Genomic DNA, 24831 nt, shown 5'->3' with positions numbered 1-24831 from the left:
TATAACCCTTTCAGACATCCTTATTGTCAACCCTTTTCCGTCACCAAAACTTTGAACTTCTACAATAATTATTTGAAACTTTATGAATAATGACCTCAAGTTTCTGCCCTAAATATAAAACCTGTGAGCCTGATTTTAGAGCTTCGGTATTGTCGTTTATAGCGCTAATAGGGCTGTGTTTAGTCATGTGCTGATATTTGTTAAATATCCAAAGTTTATGTGATTTTATAAATTTGTTTAAGTCTTTGATATTATGCTTAAGTGGGGCAACTACTTCAACTTTTTCAGAAGATATTGTGATTCTGGCACGCTTTGCTTTTGAGCTTATGCGTATGTTATAAGGTATTTGTAAATTATTATAATCAAGAACAGGCATTATAAAAAAAGGATGGCTGGCTATAGTTGATACACTTCGAACTAAATATTATAAAGATATAATCGCTTTAAATATTTACATTCCTACTATTCAAAAACTAATTAATCAAGAAATTTATTAAAAATAGATGCGTAGCGAGCGCGCAGACCGTTATAGCTTTGTGGCGAGCAAAGCATCTATTTTATAAACTATAATTAGGCTTATTAGCTTTAAGCCACTCTTTTTTAGTTAAATAATCGGGCATATGCACTTGCAATAGAGTCCAAAACTCTTTGCTATGGTTATGATGTACCAAATGACAAACCTCATGTAATACCACATATGCAAGCACGGGTTTTGGAGCAGCTATGAGGTTCCAGTTTATAGTGATAGCACCTTTTTTATTACAACTACCCCAAAATGTATCTGAATTATTTATTCTAATCTTTGAACATTTAACACTAAGCTCATCTGTATAATGTTTTATTAAATCCCTTACATCTTTTTTTAAGTGAGATTTAAGCCAGAATTTTAAAGTTGTTGCGGCATATTTTTCTATTTGATTTTGTAACAGTGTACTTGGAACATAAATATTGAATCTATTCTTGAATTCTATTCTATCATAGTCATTTTCCACTTTATGAATTTTAACCATCATTTGACGCCCTCGGTACAAAACCTTTGCACCAGATTGTAGTGTTACAAAGTTATCTTTAACATAAATCGAGGATAAATGAGATATTTCAGTATATTTATTATATACCCATTCTTTCTTTGAATTAACAAAATGACTAATCTTAGATATATCCGTATCATGTGGTACAACAACTTCAACATTATTAGGCGAAACAATAATTCTTGTCTTTTTAGCCCTAGTGCTTAATCTTATTTTATAAGGAATTTCCGTTTTTCCAATTACTAAAATATTCATTATAAAACCTTGGAATAATGCTTTATCGCATAATTCTCTATTTCAAATACTATATTTTTTAAGCTATTGGGATCTGTATTGTTATTTATAAGCTGCTCTCTTACTCTTTGCCTCAAACTCTTTTTTAAGCCATCTTTATCTTGCCATCCTATAGTTGCATCCTCACTTAAAGAATATATTTCAGCAATTTGAGTGCTAAGTTTTAACAAATTACCATCATTTAAAACATTTTCGCTACTAGCTTCTAAAATTTTTAAAATACCATATGACTCTTTAGTTAAACCACTATTTAAATAGTCATTTTCTTCTTTTTGCAATTCTTTTGATACTTGTTCATATTTTTTAAGAACTTCAGCAGCCTCTAAATGCCCTTGATTAAATTTTAATATTATGTCCTGAACCCTTTGTGAAAACTTATCATATTGAAATTTATTTTCTGAAACTTTTTCGGTTAAAATCTTTTTTAATTCAGTGCCTTTATGAATAGCTGCAGTCTTTATTTGATCTTCAGTTTTGTTTTCAGTATTAAAATCATCCCAAAATTCTGGGTCGGTTATGGTATGAATCTTACATATTGATCTAATTCCTATAACATCAAGATGTTTTTCAAGCATTATACTGATTTTTTCATTGTAATATTTAATATCATCGTAGGTTTTTTGCTCAAATTTTTGCGTGGCATAGCACAAGAAGCTCATTACCCATTTAAAATCATATTGAAAATTTAATATAATAGGATCGGCACGCATTGCCTCATATGCTCTGGTAAATTGCTTTGCCTTATTTTTAAAAGCATACCATTCATCTTCAGAGGTTATATTATCAATTAAATTATCGAACTCACTTTTTTGTAGGGTAATGCTGCTACTTTTGTTTGCTAGTTTGAAATATTGTTGTAGATCTAAGTGAGTGCCTCTTAAAATAGCACGTTCTACTTCAAAATCTTGCATAGCATTAACAACATCATCTTTATTATATGTCTCAAAAGCTTTCTCAAGATTTTTAGTAACGCCTACATAGTCCACAATTAAACCATATTGTTTATTTCTGTTATGCAATCTGTTTGTTCTGGCGATAGCCTGAAGTAAATTATGTTCTTTTAAGGGATTATCAAGATACATCACCCCTTCTATTTTAGCATCAAATCCTGTTAACAACTTGTTGCAGACTATTAAAAAACTAAGTGGGTGGTCTGGATTATTGAAGTTATTTATAGCATTTCCTTCTTGAGTTTGATCAAGATAAAACTCTTTTAGGCCATCACGTATTGTCTGAGTATAATTATCTTCACTTGGCTTAGCATCTTCTTGTGAATTTGAATATACGCACTTACTCATTTGCTCAGCTTTTTCTAAAGCTTCATTTGGGCTAAGTCCCTGAGCAATGTAATGATCAGTAATAACTTGATCAAGCGCCAGTTTGTATAAAATCACTGCTTCACGATCTATTGCAACAATCTGGGCTTTGAGCCCGTTAGGTTGAATATTTTCCAGAAAATGGATCCATATATCATAAGCAATTAGGTTAAGACGTTTTGGATGTTTAATTAAGTGCTCTATAGATACGCCTTTGTTCTTTAAAAGCTTGATTTTTTCTTCTGGTTCATGGGCAAACCATTGATCAAATAATATATCTAATTTCTGCGGGTTTATTTGCCACTGCGTTAACCTACTTGTATACCTGATCGGAACGGTAGCCCCATCTCTTACAGCATCATCGATGCTATATTTATCTAGGTAACCCTCATTAATTTCGCTGAACATTTGATAAGTATTGCGGTCATTCTTTTTTACAGGCGTTCCTGTAAAACCAAAGAACTTTGCATCAGGAAGAGTTTTTCGTAAATATGCACCTAAGTCTTTTTCTTGCGTACGATGGCATTCGTCAATTAGCACAATCCAGTTATGGCTGTTTGAAATATTATTTATTGACCCTTCAAACTTGAATATAGTAGATAGTAAAACCATCCCGTATGTATTGCGGCTTAATTCATGTGTCAGATCATGTTTAGATGTAATTTGCTTAGGGTTTGGTATATCGCATGCTTTAAAAGTATTTGAAATTTGCTTGTCAAGGTTAGTACGATCAGTCAAAACCAGAATATTCGGATTGGCTATTTCACTATTTGTTAAAGTCAAATGTGCCTTTAATTTAAGAACAGTATAAACCATGGTAAGTGATTTACCGCTACCTTGCGTATGCCATATTAAACCTTTTTTATGTTTATCATCTTTTATCCGCTCATAAATTTTATTTACAGCCCGATATTGTTGGTAACGACAAACTTTTTTAATAATTTTTTTTGTTTTCTCATCTTTTTCAAATACAACAAAATGCGCAAGTATATCAAGTAATCTTTCAGGGGCGCAAAGTGCATATAAGTCTTGCGCTAATGTGCTTTCAAAATCTTGGGATTTTTTTGGCCAGGGGTCTCGCCAATATCCCCAAAATTCAGAAGAAGAGCCAGTTGCACCATATAGTAAATTATTGCCATCAGTGATAATATTGAATAAATTTGTGTAAAATAGGATCGGTATATCTCGCTCATATTGCTTAATTTGCTCAAATGCTTCTCCAGTTTTGTCTTTTAAGGATAATGGACTTTTCGCTTCAATTACTACTAACGGAATGCCGTTTACAAACAATACTATGTCAGGTATGCGGTTTTTAAGCCCTTTAACAGAAAACTGATTAATGAGGCTAAATATATTATTTTTAGTATCTAAAAAATCTATCAGGCGGATAGTTTTCTTTTTACTTTCCCCTAGAACTGTACGGCTATAATTACCTCTTAATATTTTTGTCCATTCTTCATTATTTTGTATTTTTAATAACTCATAATAAACCGCTCGTGCATCATCTTCAGAAATGTTATTAATTTTTTGTAGTTGAGATATAAAAATGTTCTTTAATATAACATTCTTTAGCCCATCTCTTAAAAGCTCATTATTGTCTGGATTTATCCATTGGTAGCCAAGTTTTACAAGCTCGTCAATACATGGCTTTTCTACAAAATAATATTCACTCATTATCTTCCTTTAGTTTAATATTTGTGGCTCTAACCTTACCAGTCAGCAAATCCTGCATTAAGCCTTTTTTGAGGGTTTGAAGCGATGAAAGCTTTTCTTGATGCTTTTGAATGGTATTGTCGACTGAGATAAGGATATCAACGATTTGCTGTTGTTCATGGAGAGGTGGTATTGCTAGATTATAAGAGGATATGAATTCTGCAGGAACACGTTTATGACCAGCTGTTCCAGTCATTGAATATGCTCCCATTTTTCTAAATTTGTTTGTTATCGTATGATAATATATAAAACGATAATCGTTATCTTTTTGCGCTCTCAATACATGAAATTCAGTACTTCCAAATCCTATTTGATTAGTTAAATTTTCTGCTATAGTACCTTTTCTATTTTCAAAGCATGGCGTTATTTTTGCTAGCAAAACATCTTTTTCAATAAAAGCTGTATATCCCTTTATAACCTCTTTCAGAGGTTTACTAACTCTATTTGCAATTTTTCCATTCTCAGAAACATCAGCCATGCCTATGAATGAAACTTCTGCTTCATTACTAATATTTAATTTATTTTTGGGATTTATATAGGCTATGTTTGAGAAATTACCATATCTCCAACTTTCAGGTATCTCACCCAGTGGAGATGGTTTGAATTTTGTGTGACCAATGCCTTTGGTTAAAAGGCTTTGTAGCAAACTTTGTTTAACTTTTTTGGTCTGCTCAATCAATTCATTAGTTTTCTCTATTACCTTATCAACACTTGAAAGTACGGTAGCAATTTGTTTTTGTTCGGAGAGGGGTGGTAATAATACAGTAGTTTGTTTATATTCATTATAATTGAGATTTCTTATGCCAGTAGTAGCAGTTTGAAGAATTTTAGTATAACCAAATTTATAAATAAAATCTAAAAAATAAAATATATAAATAGGCAATGCAATTTTAGAATTTATCCTAATTATATGCATAAAATTGGAAACTGAATACCCTGTTCCTGCATTGAAAAGTGCTACTCTCCCAACAGGTTGTAATTCACTTCCTCCTGATCTTTCTAAAATAATATCATAATTATGTAGCAATTTAATGGGTTTATACTTTTCTGGAAAGGTGCGAATTGAAATTTTGGAATAATCTAAAGTTCCATCTTTGCAAAAGTTTGTTGCACGTAAAACTTTGATGCCTTGATTATTACTGCATTCATTTCCCCAGAAACCAGTTGTGTCAAAGGCAAAAGTTTTCTGTAATTCAATTACTTCCCACCCATCAGGCAATTGTTCTGGCTCAATTAACATACCCTAGCTCCTTAAGGTAGTGCATCATTTCTTGTTCTGCTTTATCCCACTCTTTAGTTAATTCCTGCAAAGTGGCCACTTCCTTAGCTACATCAATTTTTTCTTCTTCATCTGCAATATTTACGTATCTTGTAATATTTAAATTATAATCATTTTCTGCGATTTCACTTATACTTACTACTTTTGCTAATTTTTCAGAATCCTGCCAATTTCTGTAAGCTTCTACAATGCGGGTTATATTCTCCGATGTTAAGCTATTTTGAGCTTTACCAGGCTTATATTCATTAGCCCCATTGATAATTAGCACCTTGCCTTTTTTATCGTTTGGTTTATTTTTATTGATTACTAGAACACAGGCAGGAATTCCGGTTCCATAAAATATATTGGGAGCTATACCGATCACGGCCTCTATAATATCATCCTTAAGTATTCCTTCGCGGATTTTGCCTTCCGCAGCGCCTCTAAATAAAATTCCGTGAGGTAATACTACCCCCATTCTGCCTTTATTATTTAAACTGGCTATCATGTGCTGAACAAATGCTAGGTCACCATATGATTTGGGTGGGCAACCATATTTGTCTCTGCCATACGGGTCAGCACTTTGCCATAAATCATACCCCCATTCTTTTAAGCTGAATGGAGGGTTGGCAATTACTATGTCAAATTGCCTGAGCCCTTTATTTCCTTCGTCTATAATATTTTTTGGTTCTCTTAAAGTATCGCCGCGATAAATTTGAGCATCATCTATTCCATGCAAAAACATATTCATTTTACATATAGCCCAAGTATTTAAGTTTCTTTCCTGACCAAATAAGTGAAGAGATTCAGGTTTTTTATTATTATCCTTCAAATAATGGTAAGCCTGAATCAACATACCTCCAGATCCACAGGTGGGGTCATATATGGTCATGCCTTCTTGTGGGTCAAGAATTTGTACCATAAGTTTTACAACCATCTCTGGGGTATAAAATTCCCCACCTTTTTTACCAGCATCATCGGCAAATTGCTTTATTAAATATTCATAAGCATTACCTAACATATCGGCGCTGACGTCACAATTTCTAAGGCGATAAGTATCAAAGTGCTGAAGTAACCTTTGTAAAATACTATCAGGAAACCTTTGTTTATTATTAAAATCTATGTCCTGAAATATTCCGTTAAGACTATGGTTTTCATCTTCAATTTTATGGAACGCAGCATTTAAATGCTCCCCAATTCCTGTACTATGTTTTCTTATATCTTTCCAAAATGCACCTGCAGGTATTTGAAAACGATGCTCATCTGGATCTGCTGCTAGCTCATGGTTTTTATACTTAGCAAGACGATCTTCATATTCCTCTTCCCAAACATCACATAGTCTTTTGTAAAATAATAGTCCAAATATGTAATGTTTATATGCATCGCTATCAACACTACCACGTAGTATATCTGCCGCTCCCCATAAATGCTTTTCAAGTTTTTCTAGGGTAAGTTTTTGGGTTTCTATTGTATGTTGCATATTATCTATTTTCTGAAGTTAGCTTGTATCTTTGAGTGTGATAAAAATAAATAATCTAAACGCTAAGCGATTGCAAGGGGGAAAATCAGATATAAGTAATTGTTTTACAATAAATAATTCGGAATTTAAGAGTATTTGTTGAGTTATAAAAAAGGATGGCTGGGGCGGTAGGATTCGAACCTACGCATGACGGTATCAAAAACCGTTGCCTTACCACTTGGCCACGCCCCATCGATATTGGAATAAGATTTCTTATAATCGATAATTTTCATTATTGCAAGCTTATTTTACAATAAATCCTAACCAAATTATCATACCTGTCAGAATATTAGACCTAAATATTGCGTTATAATTGCCTTTAGAAACTTTTAGTATTTGCATAAGCATATGACTGGAGGCTAAAAGCATGAATATATGATAATAAAGACTTAAGTTTTCTAAGTAGCCAATAATAAAAAGTATAAGGCTAAAAACTGTATAGCAACTTGACACAAAAAGAGGGGTTTTTTCTTTGAAATACAGCGCAGTAGACTTAATTCCGATTGTTTTGTCGTCTTGGGCGTCACTAAGTGCATAAATAGTGTCATAACCTAAAGTCCAAAAAATAAGACCTATATACAATAATATAGCTGTAGTATTTAAAGGTTCTATAACACGCCAGCCAACTAAAGCCCCAATATTAAAAGTAAGACCAAGGATCGCTTGAGGGAAGTAGGTAAAGCGCTTACAAAATGGGTAAATTATCACTAAAATAATAGATGATATAGCTATAATCAGGCTTTCAAATGGTAAAAACTGGAGTGCAATTAAAAGGCTTAATATAGATATAGATATAGATATAGCTAAAATAATCGCTTCTCTAACGCTCACTTTACCTGAGGTAATGGGGCGATCTTTTGTGCGCTTTACATGTTTATCAAAATCACGATCCGCAATGTCATTTATGATGCAGCCTGTGCCGCGCATTAATATACTGCATATTAAGAATAAAACGCTAATTTTCAGGTTAAAATCACCAGCTAGAGTATAGCCAAAAACACATGGAAAAAATAAAAGCAGGCTACCCTGCGGTTTTTCCATCCGCATTAGTTTCAGGTAATTCGGTAACTTCTCCCTCAATTTCCTTAAGCTCAAGCTCAATGGTGGTGCGGATTTCTTCATCATTCCAGTTAACGGCGCCTTTATATGTTTCTACAATATTTCCAGATTTATCAATAAGTACGCTAAATGGCAATGATGGAATCATCATATCTTTAAAAATAGCATTTTTATCGTCGATAAATTCATCAAGATATTTTATATCATGCTTTTTATAAAAGCTTTTTACAGCTTCAATGCCTTTGTAATCTTCTGAAAGGGCTAAAACTTTAAAAGGTCTTTTGCGGTAATCTTTTTGAAGTTTATCTATAACTTGCATTTCGGTTGTACAAGGTGCGCACCAGGTTGCCCAAAAGTGGATTAAAATTACATTGTTTTCAAAAGCTTCAAGGTTAATTTTTTTATTATCTGCATTTAAAAAACTAATATCCTCTGAAATTTTAGAGGCTGAGGCAGAAAAATTGGGAATTACGAAAATTATTGCTAATAAAATATTGACAAACAATTTAAAATCACGCATAACAGATCCTGTCCTTTTGGTAAAGATGGCTGAGTAGCTCAGTGGTAGAGCAGGAGAATCATAATCTCTTGGTCGGGGGTTCAAATCCCTCCTCAGCCACCATCTTTTTTCTTTAATTATAATCCTTTATTATTGTTTCCGCAATCTGAACTGCATTAAGCGCTGCACCTTTGCGAAGGTTATCGCCAACAATCCATGCATTAATAGTATTTGCCTGAGTTTTATCAAGCCTTACTCTAGAAACATAAACATCGTAATCACACACAATTTCTTTAGGTGTAACGTACTGGCTATGATCTTTATGATATACAAGACCTGGGAAGTTTTTTAGGGCATTCTCAATGGTTTTCATGTCAATGTCATCTTCAAACTCAACGTTCACGCTTACGCTATGACCAACAAATACAGGAACTCTGACGCATGTTATTGTAGTTTCGATTTGCGAGCCTAAAATTTTCTTAATCTCATTGGCAACCTTAATTTCTTCTTCAGTGTCACCATCGTTAGAAATAGCACCTACTTGCGGTATAACGTTAAATGCAATATCTCTTGGGAAAACGTTGTTTTTTGTTTCCTGATATAAAAAACGTGCCTTAGTTTGAGCAAAAAGCTCATCCATTGCTTCTTTACCTGCGCCAGATACAGATTGATAACTGGAAGCTACAATTCTTTTGATACCAAATTCATCATGTAGTGGTTTAAGCGCCATAACCATCTGTAAAACAACGCAATTTGGGTTTGCGATTATGTTTTTATTCTTATATGTACTGTAATCTTCAGGATTTACTTCTGGAACGATAAGTGATACGTCGCTATCCATACGGAAAGCAGAGCTATTATCAACAACAATAGCACCTTTAGATGCAGCAATTGGTGCAAATTTCTTTGATACTTCTCCACCTGCTGAGAATAAAGCAAAATCTACCTTACTAAAGTCAAAACTATCAAGAGATTCTATTTTTAAGGTTTTTACATCACCAAAGCTAACTTCTTTACCAATTGAGTCGCGAGAGGCAAGGGCATATACCTCGCCATAAGGGAAGTTACGCTCACTTAAAATGTTTAACATCTCGCCGCCAACAGCGCCTGTTGCGCCAACAACTGCCACATTATATTTTTTCATGATTTTCAGCTCTTTATAAAATTTTGGTTAAGAAATTAAAACAATACTCTTTCGTATCATAAATTTGTATTGTATTATTATAATTCATACCTAAATTTAGCAAGAGATTATTATGAAAGTGATTTTACTTATTATTAGTATTTTATTACCCGCAATATCTTTCGCTGAAAATTTAAGCGCTGTTAATGCCTATGATTTTAGTTTTAAAAATGTAAGCGGCGAGAAGGTAGATCTTTCTAAATACAAGGGAAAATTGGTTTTACTGGTAAAAGATGAGGATTTTTGTGGATTTACCAGAGGATTATTTGCTTTAAATAATCTTACAAGGCTATACAGAGACAGGGGATTAGAAATTTTAGTGGTATCTTCTCAGGAAAGTATGAAAAAATGCCCTGGCAGAACAAACTGGGTAAAATACCCAGTAGTAGTTCCAGAAGGAGGTGAGTTTAATAGCTGGTTAGTTTCTGCTTCAAGCAGCAAGGGTAATCCGACCCAGGTATTAATTTCTCCATTCGGGAATGTAATAGAAGCATATAACACAAACCCAGCCGAAGATTCTTCAGATGTTAGGAAGGACATTGAGTATAACCTTCCTGAAGCACCTGTGGATTAGATTTACTTATAATTTAAGTAGATTAATAAGTTTTTTTAGTTATTTTATAGTTAATATGGTTAATTTTAAATATAGGAAATATTATGAAAAATATTTTTACAGCTATTGTAGCAACAAGTTTATTATCTTCATGTGCTACAATTTTTTCGGGTACAACGCAGGATATTAATGTAAAGGTTGTAGATAGCATGTCTAACGAGCTTCTAACTGATGTAAATTGTAAGCTAACAGACCCAAATGGCGGTATGTATGTTACTCACTCTAATCCAGCAACTGTTATGGTTAACAGAGGTCATGGTACTATTAACATAGACTGTTCTAAACCGGGATATACTCAGCTTAATTTTGCTGTAGGAAATAGCTTTAATGCCGTTACAATTGTAAACGTACTTTTCTGGCCTGGATTTATAGTTGATGCTGCTTCTGGAAGTATGAAGAAGTATCCGTCTCACTATGTAGTTTCTATGAAAAAGAACTAATTATTTGATTCTAAAAAGTATATAAAAACAGGGAATTTCCTGCTTTTATATACTTTGATGATAAGAATTACATAGATTTAGCTTTATATAACCTTCTTTAGTTTTACTCTCGACAATTCTCCAAAAAACTATATAAAATCCCTAAGTTCGTAACAAAAGGTTAGTTTCATGAAAATAGTTAATTATTCTGGTATCGATGGTATCGAGCTGCTTCAAAAGCTTTATTTACATGCTACAGATCTTATGGGGCAGAAAGATGTAGCATCACATAAAGACATGTTAAAATTCTTTATAAAGTCTGTAAAACAAAATGATGGCAGTGCATATGTAAAGTCATACAAAGGAGTTGAGCTGAACATAGACATTAGTGACAAAGATGAATTTGATGCTTCATACTACGATAATTTATACGGGGAAGGTGCGGCTGAATTTGTAATAAATAGTATTTATGAGCAGAAAGAGCGTCAGGAAAAGCGCAAAAATATTGAAAAACCTGGTATTCCAGGGGTGTTTGGTTGCCATAGAGAGGAGCAGGAAGGTGCTTCACTTACAACAAATATTAGATCAAAGCTATAATTTACTTGTAAAAAAAGTAAATTTATTAATATAATATACTTATATATAAAGATTTATATGGGTATAGTACCTTGGACATTATTACTAAAACATCAGAGCCAAGACTAATGAAAATGTTAATGGATATGAGGCATGATCCAAAGGGAACTGCTATTCATTTCCATTTTTCAAACCTGACAATGCATTACAGAACAAATTATCATCTTAGGCTTGCCCTGAATACTATTAACGAACATCTAAAAAATCATAGTGGCGTTACATATTTGCTTGAAAATCAGGATATTATAGTCGTTTTAATAAGTTCTAAGGCAGATATTATTGATAAAGTAGTATTTAATTTAAAGTATTTGTTTCAGGATGATCCGCTTACAAAAGACAATGGATTTGGCGAAAATAGCCTGTGTTCTGTATATTTCCTGAATTTTGAAATGACTAAATTTATAAAAAAATGTGATGACTTAATGAAGGATTATCAAGTGCGTATTAAAAAACAGCAAGTTGAAGGTCATAAAGGTAATGTTAACCTTTTGAGTGATGTTTTAAAGTCTATTGAGAACAAACTATTTACTGAAGATATTGGAAAGTATATTCGCAGGCAGCCTGTAGCAGCAATTGTGGACGGTAATGCAAAACCTCAGACAATTTATGAAGAAGTATATGTTAGCCTTATACATTTAAAAAAGATATTAGATGAGCGCATTACGCAGTGTAGCCCAAGGGTTATAAACCAGTTTTTAGTCGAAAAACTGGATGAAATAGTGCTTAGACATATTATGCTTAACCATGAAAACTTCTTTGCTAAACCTGTAAGCTTAAATTTAAATATTCCTGCTATAATGGATGAGAAGTTTCAGGAGTTTTTAAAAACCATACCAGAAGAGAAGAGGGCATCTATTATTATTGAGTTTCAGGTATCTGATATCTTCTATGATATTGCTGGGTACAAAGCAGCAAAAGACTTTCTACACTCCCAAAACGTTAGGGTTTGTATTGATGGGGTCAATAATTTATCACTGCTTCAAATTGACAGGCAATCTTTGGATGCCGATCTTATAAAACTTCAGTGGAATTCAGATATTGCTAAAAACCTAAATAAAGCTGAAAATCAGGCATTAGTTGCTAAAATTAAATCCAGCGAACCTACTCGCATTATTTTATCAAGATGTGATGATGAAAAAGCAGTGCAGTACGGTCATGTTTTGGGGATCAAAATGTTCCAGGGCTGGCATATTGACAGAACCCTTGGAGTTAAAGTTAGTTCTTAAAGTGTCTTCATATCTATAACAAATCTGTATTTGACATCTGATTTCAGCATACGATCATAAGCTTCGTTGATTTTATTAATTGGTATGATTTCTATATCGGATACAATGTTGTTTTTTGCACAGTAATCTAGCATTTCCTGAGTTTCCTTTGTACCGCCAATTAATGAGCCTGAAAGAGACTTACGTTTAAATATTAAAGAACCTGCATATAATTGGTGGGGATTTTCTGGAACGCCCACAATTACCATATGTCCGTCACGTTTTAAAAGTGATAAATAGCTATTAATATCATGATCAGCCGATACTGTATTTAATATAAAGTCAAATGTTCCTGCGTGTTTAGCTATATCACTTGCATCTTTTGAGATTAATACTTCTTTTGCCCCTAATTTTAAAGCATCATCTTTCTTATTTGAGGAAGTAGTAATAACCACAACATGTGCGCCAAATGATGCTGCAAACTTAACGCCCATATGTCCCAGACCACCAAGCCCGACAACGCCTACTTTTTGCCCTTTGCTAACTTTAAAATGCTTAAGTGGTGAATAGGTTGTAACACCTGCGCATAAAAGGGGGGCAACTGCTGCTAAATTATCTTTATGTGATATAGTAAATGCATAGCTTTCTGGTACAACTATATTATTAGAATATCCGCCATATGTCTTTGTAACGCCATCTTGCTCATAACTGTTATAGGTATAAGAAGTTTTATCGCAGTACTGTTCTAATTTTTCATCGCATTCAGGACATTTCCTGCAGGAGTCTACAAAACAACCGCTACCCGCAATGTCTCCTACTTTAAATTTAGTAACGTTTTTACCGACTTCTATAACTTTACCGATAATCTCATGACCTGGAACTACAGGATAAATCGTGCCTTTCCATTCGTTTCTTGCGGTATGAATATCAGAGTGACAAACTCCACAATACATAATTTCAATTAGTATATCATTATCTGTAAGTGGTCTTCTTTCAAACTCAAATGGCGCTAAATTTGATGTGGCATTTTGCGCTGCATAACCCTTAGATTTAACCATGATATTACCTATAGCTTTTTTTATTAGATAGTAAATATTCTATAAGGTTTGTCAAACCCTACTTATGCAGATTGGACTAAATTATTACGCTGAGAATTAGTGTGAGTTTTATAAATTTCGGTTTCTCTCCAAGTTATGGCTTCACTCATATCGACTCCTATGAATTTTCCTATTTCTGTTCTAATTTCATTAGGATATTGCATGTAAGTATACTCAGTTTTTTTAATATCTGAAAATAAGGGGTTTTGTGTACAATCTTTAAACATTTGTTTGAATTGTTTATAAGTAGGGGCAAGTTTTGACTGTGAAGCAAGTAATGCCAGACTTTTAGGAAACTTCTTGATTTTACTTTCAGCAAATGTAATGGTTGTAGGCATTTTATAAAAACTTTCATATATAAGAGAGGCGTTGATACCATTAGCTGCTTCAAAATCCAGTGCCTTATTTACCCATAAATTTAAAGTGCTATTATTATACTTTGCCCAGATTTCTTGTATCAATGGTACATACGCAAATTCATTTAAATATAATGTAATTATACCGATATTTCCGTCTCTGCAAGCATCTTCAAAAAAGCCAATTTTGGAGTTTTTAAGTATCAGGCTTTTATCAATTTCATATTTCGCAATGCGTTTTGTGAGCCACTCTGCAACATGTAAGTTATTGTGTGAGCAGGCTTTAATGTATATATCAAGGTCATCTGCTTCTAAAACAGCTTTATGTAAATTTAGGGCTTTAGCTTTTGAATAAAGCCATTTAACATTATCTAAGTTACCTTTTTTACTTTCATTTATTAATCCTGTTTTAAGTGTTTCAAAATCAAAAATTTGAGCATTATTAATACCTAGCTCTTCCGCAAGTTTACATAAATTTCGTGCTATTTCTGTATTTTGTTTTCTTATAGCATTTTTGATGATATTAGCATTATCATATTGAAGTATGCTCTTTAAATCAGCATTATAACTAATGGCCTTGTTAAGAACATATTGAAAATTATCATGATTACCAGCCTCTATTGTGATGTGAAGTGGATTATGACTGACATTTTCAAATATCTTTTCCGTAACTTTTACGTTTTCAACATATTCAAAAATTTTTTTAATAAGATTAATATCGGTTGTAAAACATGCTTGTTGTACAACATATGCATTTTGTGAGCATAGTAATGTTCTTTCAAGCATTTCTATAGAAGCTATGTCGAATATTTTATCCATCAAATCAAATCTTTTAAATCTAAAAGTTGATACAAAGCTCTTAAAATTTTTGATTGCTATGATAAAAGTTGTACTAATGTCGCAAAATTTATAAAGTTTAAAAATATAATCTAATGACTGTGTAGTCCCATTATCGCAGAGTTTGTAGAAATATTTATAATTATCAAAAGATAATATTTTTTTAATATCTAATTTTATTTCTAAACAATATAATAAATATTTTTCAGCCATATCAAAATCATTTTTTTGAATAGCATTGTACCAAGATTTTGCTATAGTTTTTTCAATAACATCAAAAAATTTAGTACAATTATTTTTGTTGGCTAATTCAATTATCCATTTTTGTAGACATAAGTTTTGATTATTTTCAGCTTGGCGATACAGTTCAAAATCTTTGAATTCTATAAATATATTAGGAGAAAAACCAAGAGACTGTGCTTTATCTAAAATATCAGTCGCCATTTCAAGCTGACCTACTTCACAGGCATCAAAAAACGCCTCTATTAATCCTAAAATATAATGATTTGTGGGGATTGTAAAATTTAGCGTTTTGCAAAAGTCATCTAATAATTTCGTAATTTGGTCAAAATTTTTAAAAAAAGCTGTTTCATGCATTTCACTTAAAGCTTGAGTAATTACCTGTTTGTTGGCTTTGGTTTGAGATAGTTCATTAAGTAAATATTTGGTAATTTCTATGTGATTATGTTCACATGCATACTTTAGTGCTTGTAGTATATAATCTTCCAAAACAACCTGATGGATTTGATGTTCTTTAGCATGATTAACCCATATACTGGCAAATTCGCTATTTTGCTGTTTGCAAGCATTGAAAAATAGGCAAAACTTCCTTGAATAGAGCATTTCTTCAAATATATTTTTATTTTTTGCTTTTTTTAGAATCCATTGAGTACATTCTGTGCGATTGTTAAGAATGGCTAAATGTAGTAATTCAAAATCATTCTCTTCAAGTAATAGCCTTTTTTTATTGGAGGAAAGCTTTTTATATTGTTTTTTTAAACTTTTTAAATCGTTGTTAATTATATAAGTTTTACAAATTGTTAATGAATCTATGGGAAAATCATTTAAATTTTGAGATTGATTTTTTTCAGACGATTTTGACATTTACATACCTTACAAGTGACATGCGAAATATATGATTTTAGGTAAACAGCTTTATATACCTTTAGTATAAACTGTAAATCAAAAAATGAAAAATTAATTTAAAATATTTTATTTAGCAACAAAATAACTTGCTTATTAGTTAAATTAGTAAATATGAGATGTGCAAATTTTAAAAAATTTTAACTAAGACATTGTAAGGCAAAATAGGTATATTAAAATTATATTTTTAACATACCTATCTTAGCAATTTAAGAACAATTCTAATATTAAAATCCTACAGCATAGCCCTGAGAAACTGTTTCGGTAAGTTTGTGAGCAATATCCTGATATATTTCTAAACAGAGTCCTACTCGCGTCCTCTCCAGACTTCCACCGTGAGCGCATAAGTGAGTAGCATGTAAGTTGTCAGCTCTGTCTAATCCATCAAGCAGACTCATCATCAGATTAGTAAGTTTATCAGCATTTTTACCATTTTCATCTATCCAGTCGCTAGGGAATAATTCGCTATCGTCAATTCCTTTGAAATGTTTTCTGTTAATATATCCGTAGATCTTTCGGATAGCTTTATTAATTGGAAGTTTTTCAGCGTAAAATTTTTGCTCCTTTTCTGACATAAATGAAAGTAAACTATCATCTTTAAACCTGTCGCCGAAAACAGATTTTAAAATATACTTAAGATCATTTAGGTCTTTTGATTTTTGCTCGGCTTTCATAATTTCATAAGCAATAATGTCATAAGGGGTAATATTTATTTCAATTTCTTCACCTTGTTTTATGGCTTTAAATTTATTTTTGTCATACTTAATATCATAGTTGTTTTCTGTATATTGCTTTATAGTATGCATGCATTGAGATTCTTTAAATGCTTTCTCGCGTATTTGTTTTGGGAAAAACTTCAGGAAGCCTTCTAAATCAACTTCGTAAAAACCAATTGTGATGCGCCATAAAGCACCAAATAAGCCAGTATTAAGTATAAAAACCTGTTTTAACTTACTTTCTGGAATTTCTGAAATTTCACACTCAAAAACATCTCTTATAGTTTGCATAACTGCGGAACCTGTTAGGTTATCATAAAGTCCGCTATGACGAGTTTTAAGATCTGCAGAAATTGCACGAGTACTTGTAAACAAAGTTTTAATTAAAATATTATCAAGATTTTGGAGTTTTTTGGCTTCATCTTTTGTAAATAAAACAGGATGCTCACTAGACTGGTCGCCTTTTTCATTTTTTTCCCCACGCGCTGCTTTATTAAAGGCTGCCTGAAACTTTAAAGTATCTGGCAAGTTTATCTTAGCTTCACCAATTAAAGGGTTAAGATTGCGCTTTAATGCTTTTTCAATAAAATTATCATCCTGTTTATTATCAAAAAATCTATACCTGTGTGCTTCCGATGAAGCATTAGGAAATTTTTTGGCAATTTTATATACTTTTTTTATTTCCTCATTAGTTTGTACTAAATCTTTATATTTAGTATCGGGATATAAATTATTATTCCATGTAGATATTACGTTCCACATATACTGATATGCTTGATTTGCGTATGTATGATTGTGACCCTGGACGGTATAATTTAAGGCAGTTCCGCCATTGCGCATTATATTGTGACCCTTACCGTTTTTAATGCTGATTTCAACAGTTTTTGGATAAGATCTCGGAGTTTCAAGGCTTTTATAATCTTTGATATCTTTTGTAGTAGAAATTGCAAATTTGGAATTTTTTGCGATACATGCCATAACATCAGGGTGGCACGCAACTTGCTTGAGCTTTTCAATAGCATAATCAATGCCATGTAATGCCCCAATTACTCCATTATGCCTTGGTGTATCACTTTGAGCTGTCATTTTAGTCATTTTAAAGCCCATCATCGCTAGCATTTGCATGTATGAGTCACAGGTATAAAGTTTATGTACTAGACCTGGCTTATTTTCTTCTTTACCTTTTCTAGGAGGTTTTGGGGTCTTTTTAATTGTTTGGAAAAACTCCATGTTTTCAGTAAGAGGAATAATATGTGCTTTCGGGGGTTCTTTTGGATTATTAGAGCAAATGCGCATCAGTAACATTTTGCTAAGAACATCGCTTGGCTTTTCAGTGTCAGCAATCATTGATTTATAGATAGAATTATATTCTGTATAAATATTTTGCCCATCATTTATTAAATGTTCAACGTAACCGCCATTAGCCACAACTCTATTGCGTTTAAGCTCTGTTATAACTGTAGAAGAGTAATCTGGATGCGTTTGGTCTAGGTTTAAATGTTCTAATATTTCATGAAACTCATTATTAAGTAAACTTATTATTCTTTGACCTTCTTTGGAATTTAAATCCATTATGTTATTTAGTAGAGTAAATTTTTCATCTTCAGTAAGATCAGAAAATTCCTTATCTTTTAATATATTTAAAAGAGGTGATTTTGTCTTTTTCTTGAAAGTTTTGAATAAATCATTTACGGCATCCTGATTTACCTGTGCGTCTGTTCTTTCATAAATATTTACATGGAAATTGTTAGATATCCATGATTGTGTACGTAAAAGTGCTGATGCTATATCTTCATATTTATCAAGTACCTGAAGATAAGTATCACTGCTCCACAAAACATCAAATTTTTGCAAAAGTTTATGTTTACTAAGGTGCATAGAGGTATTTTTTTGTGATGCAGTTTGAATACCTTCTAAGGAAGTTACTATATTCCTAACTATTGTTTTAATTTTATTAAGAGTTGCTTTGTCAACAGGATCCTGAGTATTTTTAATTCTTTCATCTAATAAATTGCGTAATCCTGGCATATAAATAGAAGATGGAACATCATTGAAGCCATTTTCAATAACATTAATGACATTTTTTATAACGTTTTCAACATTTTCAATATAACTTTTATGTATAGTATCACCAGTTACTCTTGGTTTTCCTGCAGAATCGCCCGCCCAAGTACCTGTTTTTATAAACATAGTATGAGATAAAGTATTTAAATTTTTTAATATCTCGGAAGATTTTAGCCCTTTACTATTGGCTTTTATAAAATTTGCGACATTAGTCTTAATGGCTTCAAAAAGTACTTGTGAATTGTACCCATCTTCCTTCAAAAATTCCATCATTCTGTGTGATTCGATATCAGGTGATCTTTTTTGATTTTCAACAGGTATTAAGCATTCGATTTTTAAATTTTCAATAGTATCAATAGCTTTGCTTAGCATGTCGATAACTTCAGCAATTTTATAATCGTTTTTTCCTGAAAAATTACGTAAGTGATAGTTAAGGGTGTTTATATATTTTTGCACCTCTTCTTTGTTGTGATATAAACTTGGATCCTTTTTAAGGTTATCAAGAATAATGATAATATTTTGGCGTATGACAGCATATTCTCTATCAGATGGTTCAAAACCTGTATCTAAAATTTTAGATTTTAAATCAAAAAGAACCATCTCTAAGTAAAACTGGGCGTTTCTAATATTTGTGTATGTTTTTTTATTGCAGTCAGTAGGATGTTCGGTCACTAATCTTTCTTGTTTGTGTTTATGAAGAGTATCTGTAATGTTCTTCATGAATGCATTTATAGTTTCTTTGGTAATTTTCTGATCTTTGACATTCAAAAGGCTTTGTTTGCATAAATCTACAGCAAACTTTTGTACAAACTGATCTAAATTTTCTTGTTCTATAAGATCAATAACACTTTTTCTGTTTATTTGATCGAGTTTTTCATGATAACACCGCACTAATAAAAAAAGGTCTTCCTGTTTCTGTTGAGTAAAAAATTCCTTTATCAATGTTTGATTTAACATAGAAGTGAAATTATTTGCGTCTTGTTTTAGCTTTTCTAAACTCAAAGGAGTGTTTTGGTCAATTTTCGGTGATGATGTGTCTTTTTTATTACTTGCAAGCATATATATTCTCCTTATTTACTAGTGTTAATTTTATGCAGGAATTTTTCAAAGTCTTGTATTTCAGAAAATTCTTTATAAACCGATGCAAACCTAACATATGCTACAGGGTCTATTTCACTAAGTACGTTTAGCACTATGTCGCCTATTGTTTTACTAGGTACTTCATTGGTACCCAAAGACTCAATTTTAGAGATTATTTGATTTACAATATTTTCTAAGCGCTCTGGCGGAAAGTGCCTTTTTCTAAAGGCAATATTGATGGATCTGTTGATTTTTTCACGGTCAAATGGGCGTGATTCCCCATTTTTTTTAACTACGTAAATATTCTTTATGATAATTTTTTCGATTGTACTAAATCGGGTTTTGCATTTGGCGCATTCTCGTCTTCTTCGGATGCCTGTGTCATCATCAGTGCTTCTGGAGTCTTTAACCTGAGTGTCTTTAGCGCCGCAAAATGGACATTTCATGCAATATTTTACCTTAGTGAACAGGTTATATAATATTAAATAATACAGTAGACAGATTTATTAATAATTTCTAGAAGTTTTTAGTTAAAAAGTGTTAAATTTTCTATTGAAATCAGTGATTTATTTTGCGATTAGTTATGTATAATCCTGCCGTTTTAAGAAAATTAAAAACTTACTAATTTAGGTATTTATGGGTATAATTGGCAATGCGTACGTTATATGGTACGATTGATAGGTGCATAATTTAAATAGGTATAGTTATGAATGTTATTTCTGTCAGTAGAGCAAGAGAAAAGCTCTATAGGCTTATTGATAGTGTTTCAGAATCTCATCAGCCAGTTAAAATAACAGGAAAAAGAAATAAGGCGGTTATTATTTCTGAGGAAGACTATAATGCTATTCAGGAAACATTATATTTAGTTTCTATTACTATGATGAGAGAAAGTATATTAGAAGGAATAAAATCTAATAATTCCCAATGTTCTGACAAACTGGATTGGTAGAAGACTTTATGCAATTGACTTATCAGCAATTTATCGGCATAATAAAATATATGTTAATGCCGATAAATTGCTGTTATTATGCCGATAAATTTTAATCCAAATTTTAAACTAACTCCTAAGATACTGAATCTATTACTAAATATTGAGTCAGTTAAAGAGAAAATAATACACTTGCCACTTACCCCTACAGTGCTTACAACATTGCGGGAAACAGCCAAAATATACACTACTCATTTTTCTACAATGATAGAGGGTAATCAATTAGAACCGGCACAAATTGAGACAGTTATTAAATTTGATGGTCATTTTCCTGGAAGAGAAAGAGAAGAAAATGAAGTTTTAGGCTATTATGCTGCGCTTAACCAAGTAGAGAAATATGCTGCATCCAATACAAGGATTACTGAAAAACTCATAAAGACTCTCCATAGTTTAGTGATGTCGAACGGGAAAACTAAAATTTCCCCTACAGAATATAGGGATGGTCAAAATGTTATTCGTGATGGAAGGACTAAATCTATTATATATATGCCCCCAGAAGCAAATGATGTACCTACATTAATGAAGGATCTTGTAGAATGGATTAATACCAGTGATTTGCCTTGCCCAATAATTGCTGCAATTTCACATTATCAGTTTGCAACTATACATCCTTATTACGATGGCAATGGAAGAACGGCTAGATTGCTCACTACCTTAATACTTCATCTTGGGGGTTATGACTTAAAAGGGTTATATTCATTAGAGGAATACTATGCAAGAAATTTAGGGGCATATTATGAAGCTATTAGCATAGGTGAGTCGCATAATTACTATTTTGGTAGGGCAGAATCAGATATTACTAAATGGGTAGAATATTTTATAGAAGGTATGGAAATATCGTTTAAGAAGGTTCTTAAATATATGCAAGAATCCAAGATACAGGATTTGCCCGATCACAGTCGCTTATTGAAAAAATTAGACCCAAGACAGAGAAAAGTACTAAGCCTGTTTCAGGAATATGAGGCAATTAGCAGTTCACAAATAGGTGATTTATTTGGTTTTAAACCTAGGACAAGTTCTAAAATATGTCTAGATTGGGTACAAAGTGGCTTTTTAGAAATAGTGGGGTCTTCTAAAAAAAATAGAAAATATATATTATCATCCGAATTTTTAGAGCTGCTAAAATGATATACATGAATATAAACAATAAACTATTCCTCTTGAATTCATAAAAACCATACCCATAACTACATTAAGTAGAAAAAAGGGGTGATTTATGAACTTAGATAAATTTACAACAAAAGCAGCAGGGCTTGTTCAAAGCGCACATGCGAATGCCTTGGCATCAAAGCATCAGCAATTAATGCCTGTTCATTTGCTCAATGAAATGATAACAGATGGTGAAGGTTTTATTGAAGATATCATAGCATCTTGCGGTGGGGATTTTAGAACATTAAGCAAACTTTGCCTTGATGAAATGAGTAAACTTACCGTAGTGGAAGGTGCAAATGTTCAGGTTTACATGGGGCAGGAGTTTGCCAAACTTATAGCTGATAGTGAAGCTTTAGCCAAAAAGAAGGGTGATAAGTTTATTACTACAGAAAGAATACTGCAGGTAATGCTTGAGAGCCCATCTTTAGCTGAAGTTTTCAGAAAGGCAAATGTATCTAAAGCAAAGCTTGAGACAGTTGTTGAAAGCATGAGGGCGGGTAGAACCGCAGATTCCCAGTCTAGCGAAAGCCAGTATCAGGCGCTTAAGAAATATGCCACAGATGTTACTGAAAAAGCTAGAAAAAATAAACTAGATCCAGTGATTGGCCGTGACGAAGAAATCAGGCGTACTATTCAGGTTTTATCTCGCCGTACTAAAAATAATCCGGTTTTAATAGGTGAGCCTGGGGTTGGTAAAACAGCAATCGTTGAAGGGCTGGCTCAAAGGATTGTAAATGGGGATGTACCAGAAAATCTTAAAGGCAAAAAGGTTATTTCCCTGGATTTGGGTGCCTTGGTAGCAGGAGCTAAATTCCGTGGTGAGTTTGAAGAAAGGCTTAAGGCAGTGCTTAAAGAGATAGCCGATAGTGAAGGTGATGTAGTTTTATTCATCGATGAGCTTCATACGCTTGTAGGAGCAGGGGCTGCTGAAGGGTCAATGGACGCTTCAAACCTGCTAAAACCTGCGCTAGCACGTGGAGAACTTCACTGTATAGGTGCAACAACTTTAGATGAATACAGAAAATATATAGAAAAAGATGCAGCGCTCGCACGTCGTTTCCAAACTGTGTATGTTTCTGAACCAAGTGTAGTAGATACAATATCAATTTTAAGAGGTTTAAAGGAAAAATATGAGCTTCATCATGCTGTTAGGATTCTTGACAATGCTATTGTTGCAGCAGCAACGCTCTCAAACCGCTATATATCAGACCGTTTCTTGCCAGACAAAGCGATAGATTTACTTGACGAAGCTGCAAGTAAGCTCAAAATGGAAATTGACAGCAAGCCAGAGAAATTAGATGAGCTTGATCGTAAAATTATCCAAATGAAAATTGAGGCTGAAGCCCTTAAAAAAGAGACAGACAAAGCATCTCAAGATAGGCTTATTGTACTTCAGGAAGATTTAGCAAAGCTTGAATCAGAAGCGCAAGATATGACATCAAAATGGCAGGCTGAAAAAGCAAAAATGACTGAACTTCAAAGGCTTAAAGAAAATTTAGATAAAGCAAAAGCAGATTTAGAGGTTGCTCAGCGTAAGGGTGATCTTGCTAAAGCAGGTGAAATCACTTATGGCTTAATCCCTGACCTGCAAAAGAAAATAGCTGAATTTGAATCTGGCAATCAGTCAAAAATGGCAAAAGAAGCTGTGACAGAAGCTGATATTGCAGTTGTGGTATCGCGTGCTACAGGCATTCCTGTTGATAAACTAATGACGGGTGAGCGTGAAAAGCTGCTAAAAATGGAAGATATTCTAAATAAAAACGTTATTGGCCAAAAAGATGCTGTAATTGCAGTAAGTAATGCTGTAAGGAGGGCTCGAGCTGGGGTAAGCGACCAAAACAAGCCAATGGGAACATTTATGTTTTTAGGGCCAACAGGCGTGGGTAAAACAGAGCTTACAAAGGCTTTAGCAGAATTCTTATTTGACGATAAGCAGGCGCTGCTTCGTATTGATATGTCTGAATATATGGAAAAACATGCAGTTGCAAGACTTATTGGCGCACCTCCTGGATATGTGGGATACGAACAAGGTGGGTTCTTAACAGAAGCTGTAAGACGTAGGCCATATCAGGTTATTCTGTTTGACGAAGTTGAAAAAGCACACCCAGACGTATTTAACTTGCTTCTACAATTACTAGATGAAGGAAGGCTTACAGACAGTCAGGGCAGGGTTGTTAATTTCTGTAACACTATTATAGTTATGACCTCAAATATTGGGTCAGACTTACTGGTGGCTTTAAAAGACAATGAAACTACCGACAAAGTCCGTGATAAGATTATGGAAAGAGTGGGAGCTTCTTTCAGACCTGAGTTTATTAATAGAATTGATGAGATTGTACTATTCCATAGACTTGCTCGAAATCATATGAATGATATTGTGAAAGTTCAGGTTCTAAGGCTAAAACAGTATTTGTTAGAGCAGGAAATTAAGCTAGAACTCACAGATAAATGCGTGGACTTTTTAGCTGAAGAAGGATACGACCCCGTTTATGGCGCAAGGCCGCTTAAAAGAGTGATCCAAAAACATTTGCAGGATAAACTGGCTATAGAGATATTATCGGGTAATGTTCAGTCAGGATCATCGATTACGGCTGATGTTGAAAAAGGCGAGGTAGTGTTTAAGTAGTTTAAACTTGAAGTATAAAAAATATCC

General features: G+C 33.0%; 19 protein-coding genes and 2 tRNA genes. 8 read left to right on the top strand and 13 right to left on the bottom strand.

The features are described from left to right. Window positions 1-40: 40 nt before the first annotated feature. The 8 genes from BGO27_06455 to BGO27_06420 all read right to left on the bottom strand — a co-directional run bounded on the left by BGO27_06455 (window position 41) and on the right by BGO27_06420 (window position 8710). A complete protein-coding gene (locus tag BGO27_06455) occupies window positions 41-376 on the bottom strand; it encodes a hypothetical protein (GenBank protein OJV11989.1) in 336 nt (111 codons plus the stop codon). A 181-nt stretch (window positions 377-557) separates the two neighbouring features. Beyond that, window positions 558-1286 (bottom strand): hypothetical protein, encoded by a 729-nt coding sequence (locus BGO27_06450; GenBank protein OJV11988.1) that lies wholly within the window; start codon window positions 1284-1286, stop codon window positions 558-560. Beyond that, window positions 1286-4315, bottom strand: a complete 3030-nt coding sequence (locus tag BGO27_06445) for a restriction endonuclease subunit R (GenBank protein OJV11987.1) — start codon at window positions 4313-4315, stop codon at window positions 1286-1288. The genes BGO27_06450 and BGO27_06445 overlap by 1 nt, the downstream gene beginning before the upstream one ends. Then, window positions 4308-5594, bottom strand: a complete 1287-nt coding sequence (locus BGO27_06440) for a hypothetical protein (GenBank protein OJV11986.1) — start codon at window positions 5592-5594, stop codon at window positions 4308-4310. Before BGO27_06440 ends, BGO27_06445 begins: the two co-directional genes overlap by 8 nt. Beyond that, the gene (locus BGO27_06435) at window positions 5584-7092 is read right to left on the bottom strand and encodes a type I restriction-modification system subunit M (protein ID OJV11985.1); all 1509 of its coding nucleotides are present in this window, start codon (window positions 7090-7092) and stop codon (window positions 5584-5586) included. The genes BGO27_06440 and BGO27_06435 overlap by 11 nt, the downstream gene beginning before the upstream one ends. Window positions 7093-7248: 156 nt before the next feature. Further along, window positions 7249-7323 (bottom strand) — tRNA-Gln (locus tag BGO27_06430). A 51-nt stretch (window positions 7324-7374) separates the two neighbouring features. Beyond that, window positions 7375-8253, bottom strand: coding sequence for a hypothetical protein (locus BGO27_06425; protein OJV11984.1), 879 nt, complete (start codon window positions 8251-8253; stop codon window positions 7375-7377). Continuing rightward, window positions 8153-8710 carry a hypothetical protein gene (locus tag BGO27_06420; GenBank protein ID OJV11983.1) on the bottom strand — a complete coding sequence of 186 codons (558 nt, stop codon included), beginning with the start codon at window positions 8708-8710 and terminating at the stop codon, window positions 8153-8155. Before BGO27_06420 ends, BGO27_06425 begins: the two co-directional genes overlap by 101 nt. A gap of 27 nt (window positions 8711-8737) precedes the next feature. Here BGO27_06420 and BGO27_06415 point away from each other — a divergent pair. Next, window positions 8738-8812, top strand: a tRNA-Met gene (locus BGO27_06415). 10 nt (window positions 8813-8822) lie between these two features. Here the strand turns inward: BGO27_06415 and BGO27_06410 are convergent. After that, window positions 8823-9833: an aspartate-semialdehyde dehydrogenase gene (locus tag BGO27_06410; protein ID OJV11982.1), complete on the bottom strand. Its 1011-nt coding sequence runs from the start codon at window positions 9831-9833 to the stop codon at window positions 8823-8825. 112 nt (window positions 9834-9945) lie between these two features. Here BGO27_06410 and BGO27_06405 point away from each other — a divergent pair, with 112 nt between their 5' ends. The 4 genes from BGO27_06405 (at window position 9946) to BGO27_06390 (ending at window position 12766) form a co-directional block, all read left to right on the top strand. Beyond that, the gene (locus tag BGO27_06405; protein ID OJV11981.1) at window positions 9946-10446 is read left to right on the top strand and encodes a hypothetical protein; all 501 of its coding nucleotides are present in this window, start codon (window positions 9946-9948) and stop codon (window positions 10444-10446) included. A gap of 83 nt (window positions 10447-10529) precedes the next feature. Continuing rightward, window positions 10530-10925: a hypothetical protein gene (locus tag BGO27_06400; protein OJV11980.1), complete on the top strand. Its 396-nt coding sequence runs from the start codon at window positions 10530-10532 to the stop codon at window positions 10923-10925. A gap of 168 nt (window positions 10926-11093) precedes the next feature. After that, entirely contained in the window at window positions 11094-11501 is a 408-nt protein-coding gene (locus tag BGO27_06395; protein ID OJV11979.1) for a hypothetical protein, read from the top strand. Window positions 11502-11608: 107 nt separating this feature from the next. Next, window positions 11609-12766 (top strand): hypothetical protein, encoded by a 1158-nt coding sequence (locus BGO27_06390; GenBank protein OJV11978.1) that lies wholly within the window; start codon window positions 11609-11611, stop codon window positions 12764-12766. Here the strand turns inward: BGO27_06390 and BGO27_06385 are convergent. The 4 genes from BGO27_06385 to BGO27_06370 all read right to left on the bottom strand — a co-directional run bounded on the left by BGO27_06385 (window position 12763) and on the right by BGO27_06370 (window position 20484). After that, window positions 12763-13803, bottom strand: a complete 1041-nt coding sequence (locus tag BGO27_06385; protein OJV11977.1) for a hydroxyacid dehydrogenase — start codon at window positions 13801-13803, stop codon at window positions 12763-12765. The genes BGO27_06390 and BGO27_06385 overlap by 4 nt on opposite strands. A 62-nt stretch (window positions 13804-13865) precedes the next feature. Beyond that, on the bottom strand, window positions 13866-16139 hold the full coding sequence (locus BGO27_06380; GenBank protein OJV11976.1) for a hypothetical protein: 2274 nt from the start codon (window positions 16137-16139) through the stop codon (window positions 13866-13868). A 266-nt stretch (window positions 16140-16405) separates the two neighbouring features. Beyond that, a complete protein-coding gene (locus BGO27_06375) occupies window positions 16406-20017 on the bottom strand; it encodes a hypothetical protein (protein OJV11975.1) in 3612 nt (1203 codons plus the stop codon). Window positions 20018-20028: 11 nt separating this feature from the next. Further along, the gene (locus BGO27_06370) at window positions 20029-20484 is read right to left on the bottom strand and encodes a transcriptional regulator NrdR (GenBank protein OJV11974.1); all 456 of its coding nucleotides are present in this window, start codon (window positions 20482-20484) and stop codon (window positions 20029-20031) included. A 260-nt stretch (window positions 20485-20744) separates the two neighbouring features. On the opposite strand from BGO27_06370, the gene BGO27_06365 reads away from it, so the two are divergent. The 3 genes from BGO27_06365 to BGO27_06355 all read left to right on the top strand — a co-directional run bounded on the left by BGO27_06365 (window position 20745) and on the right by BGO27_06355 (window position 24804). Further along, window positions 20745-20987, top strand: a complete 243-nt coding sequence (locus tag BGO27_06365) for an antitoxin (protein ID OJV11973.1) — start codon at window positions 20745-20747, stop codon at window positions 20985-20987. Window positions 20988-21065: 78 nt separating this feature from the next. Beyond that, complete coding sequence (locus tag BGO27_06360; protein OJV11972.1) at window positions 21066-22154, top strand: cell filamentation protein Fic; 1089 nt, start codon at window positions 21066-21068, stop codon at window positions 22152-22154. Between the two features lie 88 nt (window positions 22155-22242). Beyond that, a complete protein-coding gene (locus tag BGO27_06355; GenBank protein ID OJV11971.1) occupies window positions 22243-24804 on the top strand; it encodes an ATP-dependent chaperone ClpB in 2562 nt (853 codons plus the stop codon). Window positions 24805-24831: the final 27 nt, after the last annotated feature.

Source organism: Alphaproteobacteria bacterium 33-17 (genome assembly GCA_001897445.1).
Lineage (GTDB): Bacteria > Pseudomonadota > Alphaproteobacteria > Rickettsiales > 33-17 > 33-17.
The sequence above is the reverse complement of the archived record's forward strand: the minus strand, read 5'-3'. Positions and strand labels throughout refer to the sequence as shown.

What these genes read in the sequence shown, in the direction of transcription:
- BGO27_06455 (OJV11989.1), bottom strand. Translation starts at nt 376, where the DNA reads ATGCCTGTTCTTGATTATAATAATTTACAAATACCTTATAACATACGC.
- BGO27_06450 (OJV11988.1), bottom strand. Translation starts at nt 1,286, where the DNA reads ATGAATATTTTAGTAATTGGAAAAACGGAAATTCCTTATAAAATAAGA.
- BGO27_06445 (OJV11987.1), bottom strand. Translation starts at nt 4,315, where the DNA reads ATGAGTGAATATTATTTTGTAGAAAAGCCATGTATTGACGAGCTTGTA.
- BGO27_06440 (OJV11986.1), bottom strand. Translation starts at nt 5,594, where the DNA reads ATGTTAATTGAGCCAGAACAATTGCCTGATGGGTGGGAAGTAATTGAA.
- BGO27_06435 (OJV11985.1), bottom strand. Translation starts at nt 7,092, where the DNA reads ATGCAACATACAATAGAAACCCAAAAACTTACCCTAGAAAAACTTGAA.
- BGO27_06425 (OJV11984.1), bottom strand. Translation starts at nt 8,253, where the DNA reads ATGAAGAAATCCGCACCACCATTGAGCTTGAGCTTAAGGAAATTGAGG.
- BGO27_06420 (OJV11983.1), bottom strand. Translation starts at nt 8,710, where the DNA reads ATGCGTGATTTTAAATTGTTTGTCAATATTTTATTAGCAATAATTTTC.
- BGO27_06410 (OJV11982.1), bottom strand. Translation starts at nt 9,833, where the DNA reads ATGAAAAAATATAATGTGGCAGTTGTTGGCGCAACAGGCGCTGTTGGC.
- BGO27_06405 (OJV11981.1), top strand. Translation starts at nt 9,946, where the DNA reads ATGAAAGTGATTTTACTTATTATTAGTATTTTATTACCCGCAATATCT.
- BGO27_06400 (OJV11980.1), top strand. Translation starts at nt 10,530, where the DNA reads ATGAAAAATATTTTTACAGCTATTGTAGCAACAAGTTTATTATCTTCA.
- BGO27_06395 (OJV11979.1), top strand. Translation starts at nt 11,094, where the DNA reads ATGAAAATAGTTAATTATTCTGGTATCGATGGTATCGAGCTGCTTCAA.
- BGO27_06390 (OJV11978.1), top strand. Translation starts at nt 11,609, where the DNA reads ATGAAAATGTTAATGGATATGAGGCATGATCCAAAGGGAACTGCTATT.
- BGO27_06385 (OJV11977.1), bottom strand. Translation starts at nt 13,803, where the DNA reads ATGGTTAAATCTAAGGGTTATGCAGCGCAAAATGCCACATCAAATTTA.
- BGO27_06380 (OJV11976.1), bottom strand. Translation starts at nt 16,139, where the DNA reads ATGTCAAAATCGTCTGAAAAAAATCAATCTCAAAATTTAAATGATTTT.
- BGO27_06375 (OJV11975.1), bottom strand. Translation starts at nt 20,017, where the DNA reads ATGCTTGCAAGTAATAAAAAAGACACATCATCACCGAAAATTGACCAA.
- BGO27_06370 (OJV11974.1), bottom strand. Translation starts at nt 20,484, where the DNA reads ATGAAATGTCCATTTTGCGGCGCTAAAGACACTCAGGTTAAAGACTCC.
- BGO27_06365 (OJV11973.1), top strand. Translation starts at nt 20,745, where the DNA reads ATGAATGTTATTTCTGTCAGTAGAGCAAGAGAAAAGCTCTATAGGCTT.
- BGO27_06360 (OJV11972.1), top strand. Translation starts at nt 21,066, where the DNA reads ATGCCGATAAATTTTAATCCAAATTTTAAACTAACTCCTAAGATACTG.
- BGO27_06355 (OJV11971.1), top strand. Translation starts at nt 22,243, where the DNA reads ATGAACTTAGATAAATTTACAACAAAAGCAGCAGGGCTTGTTCAAAGC.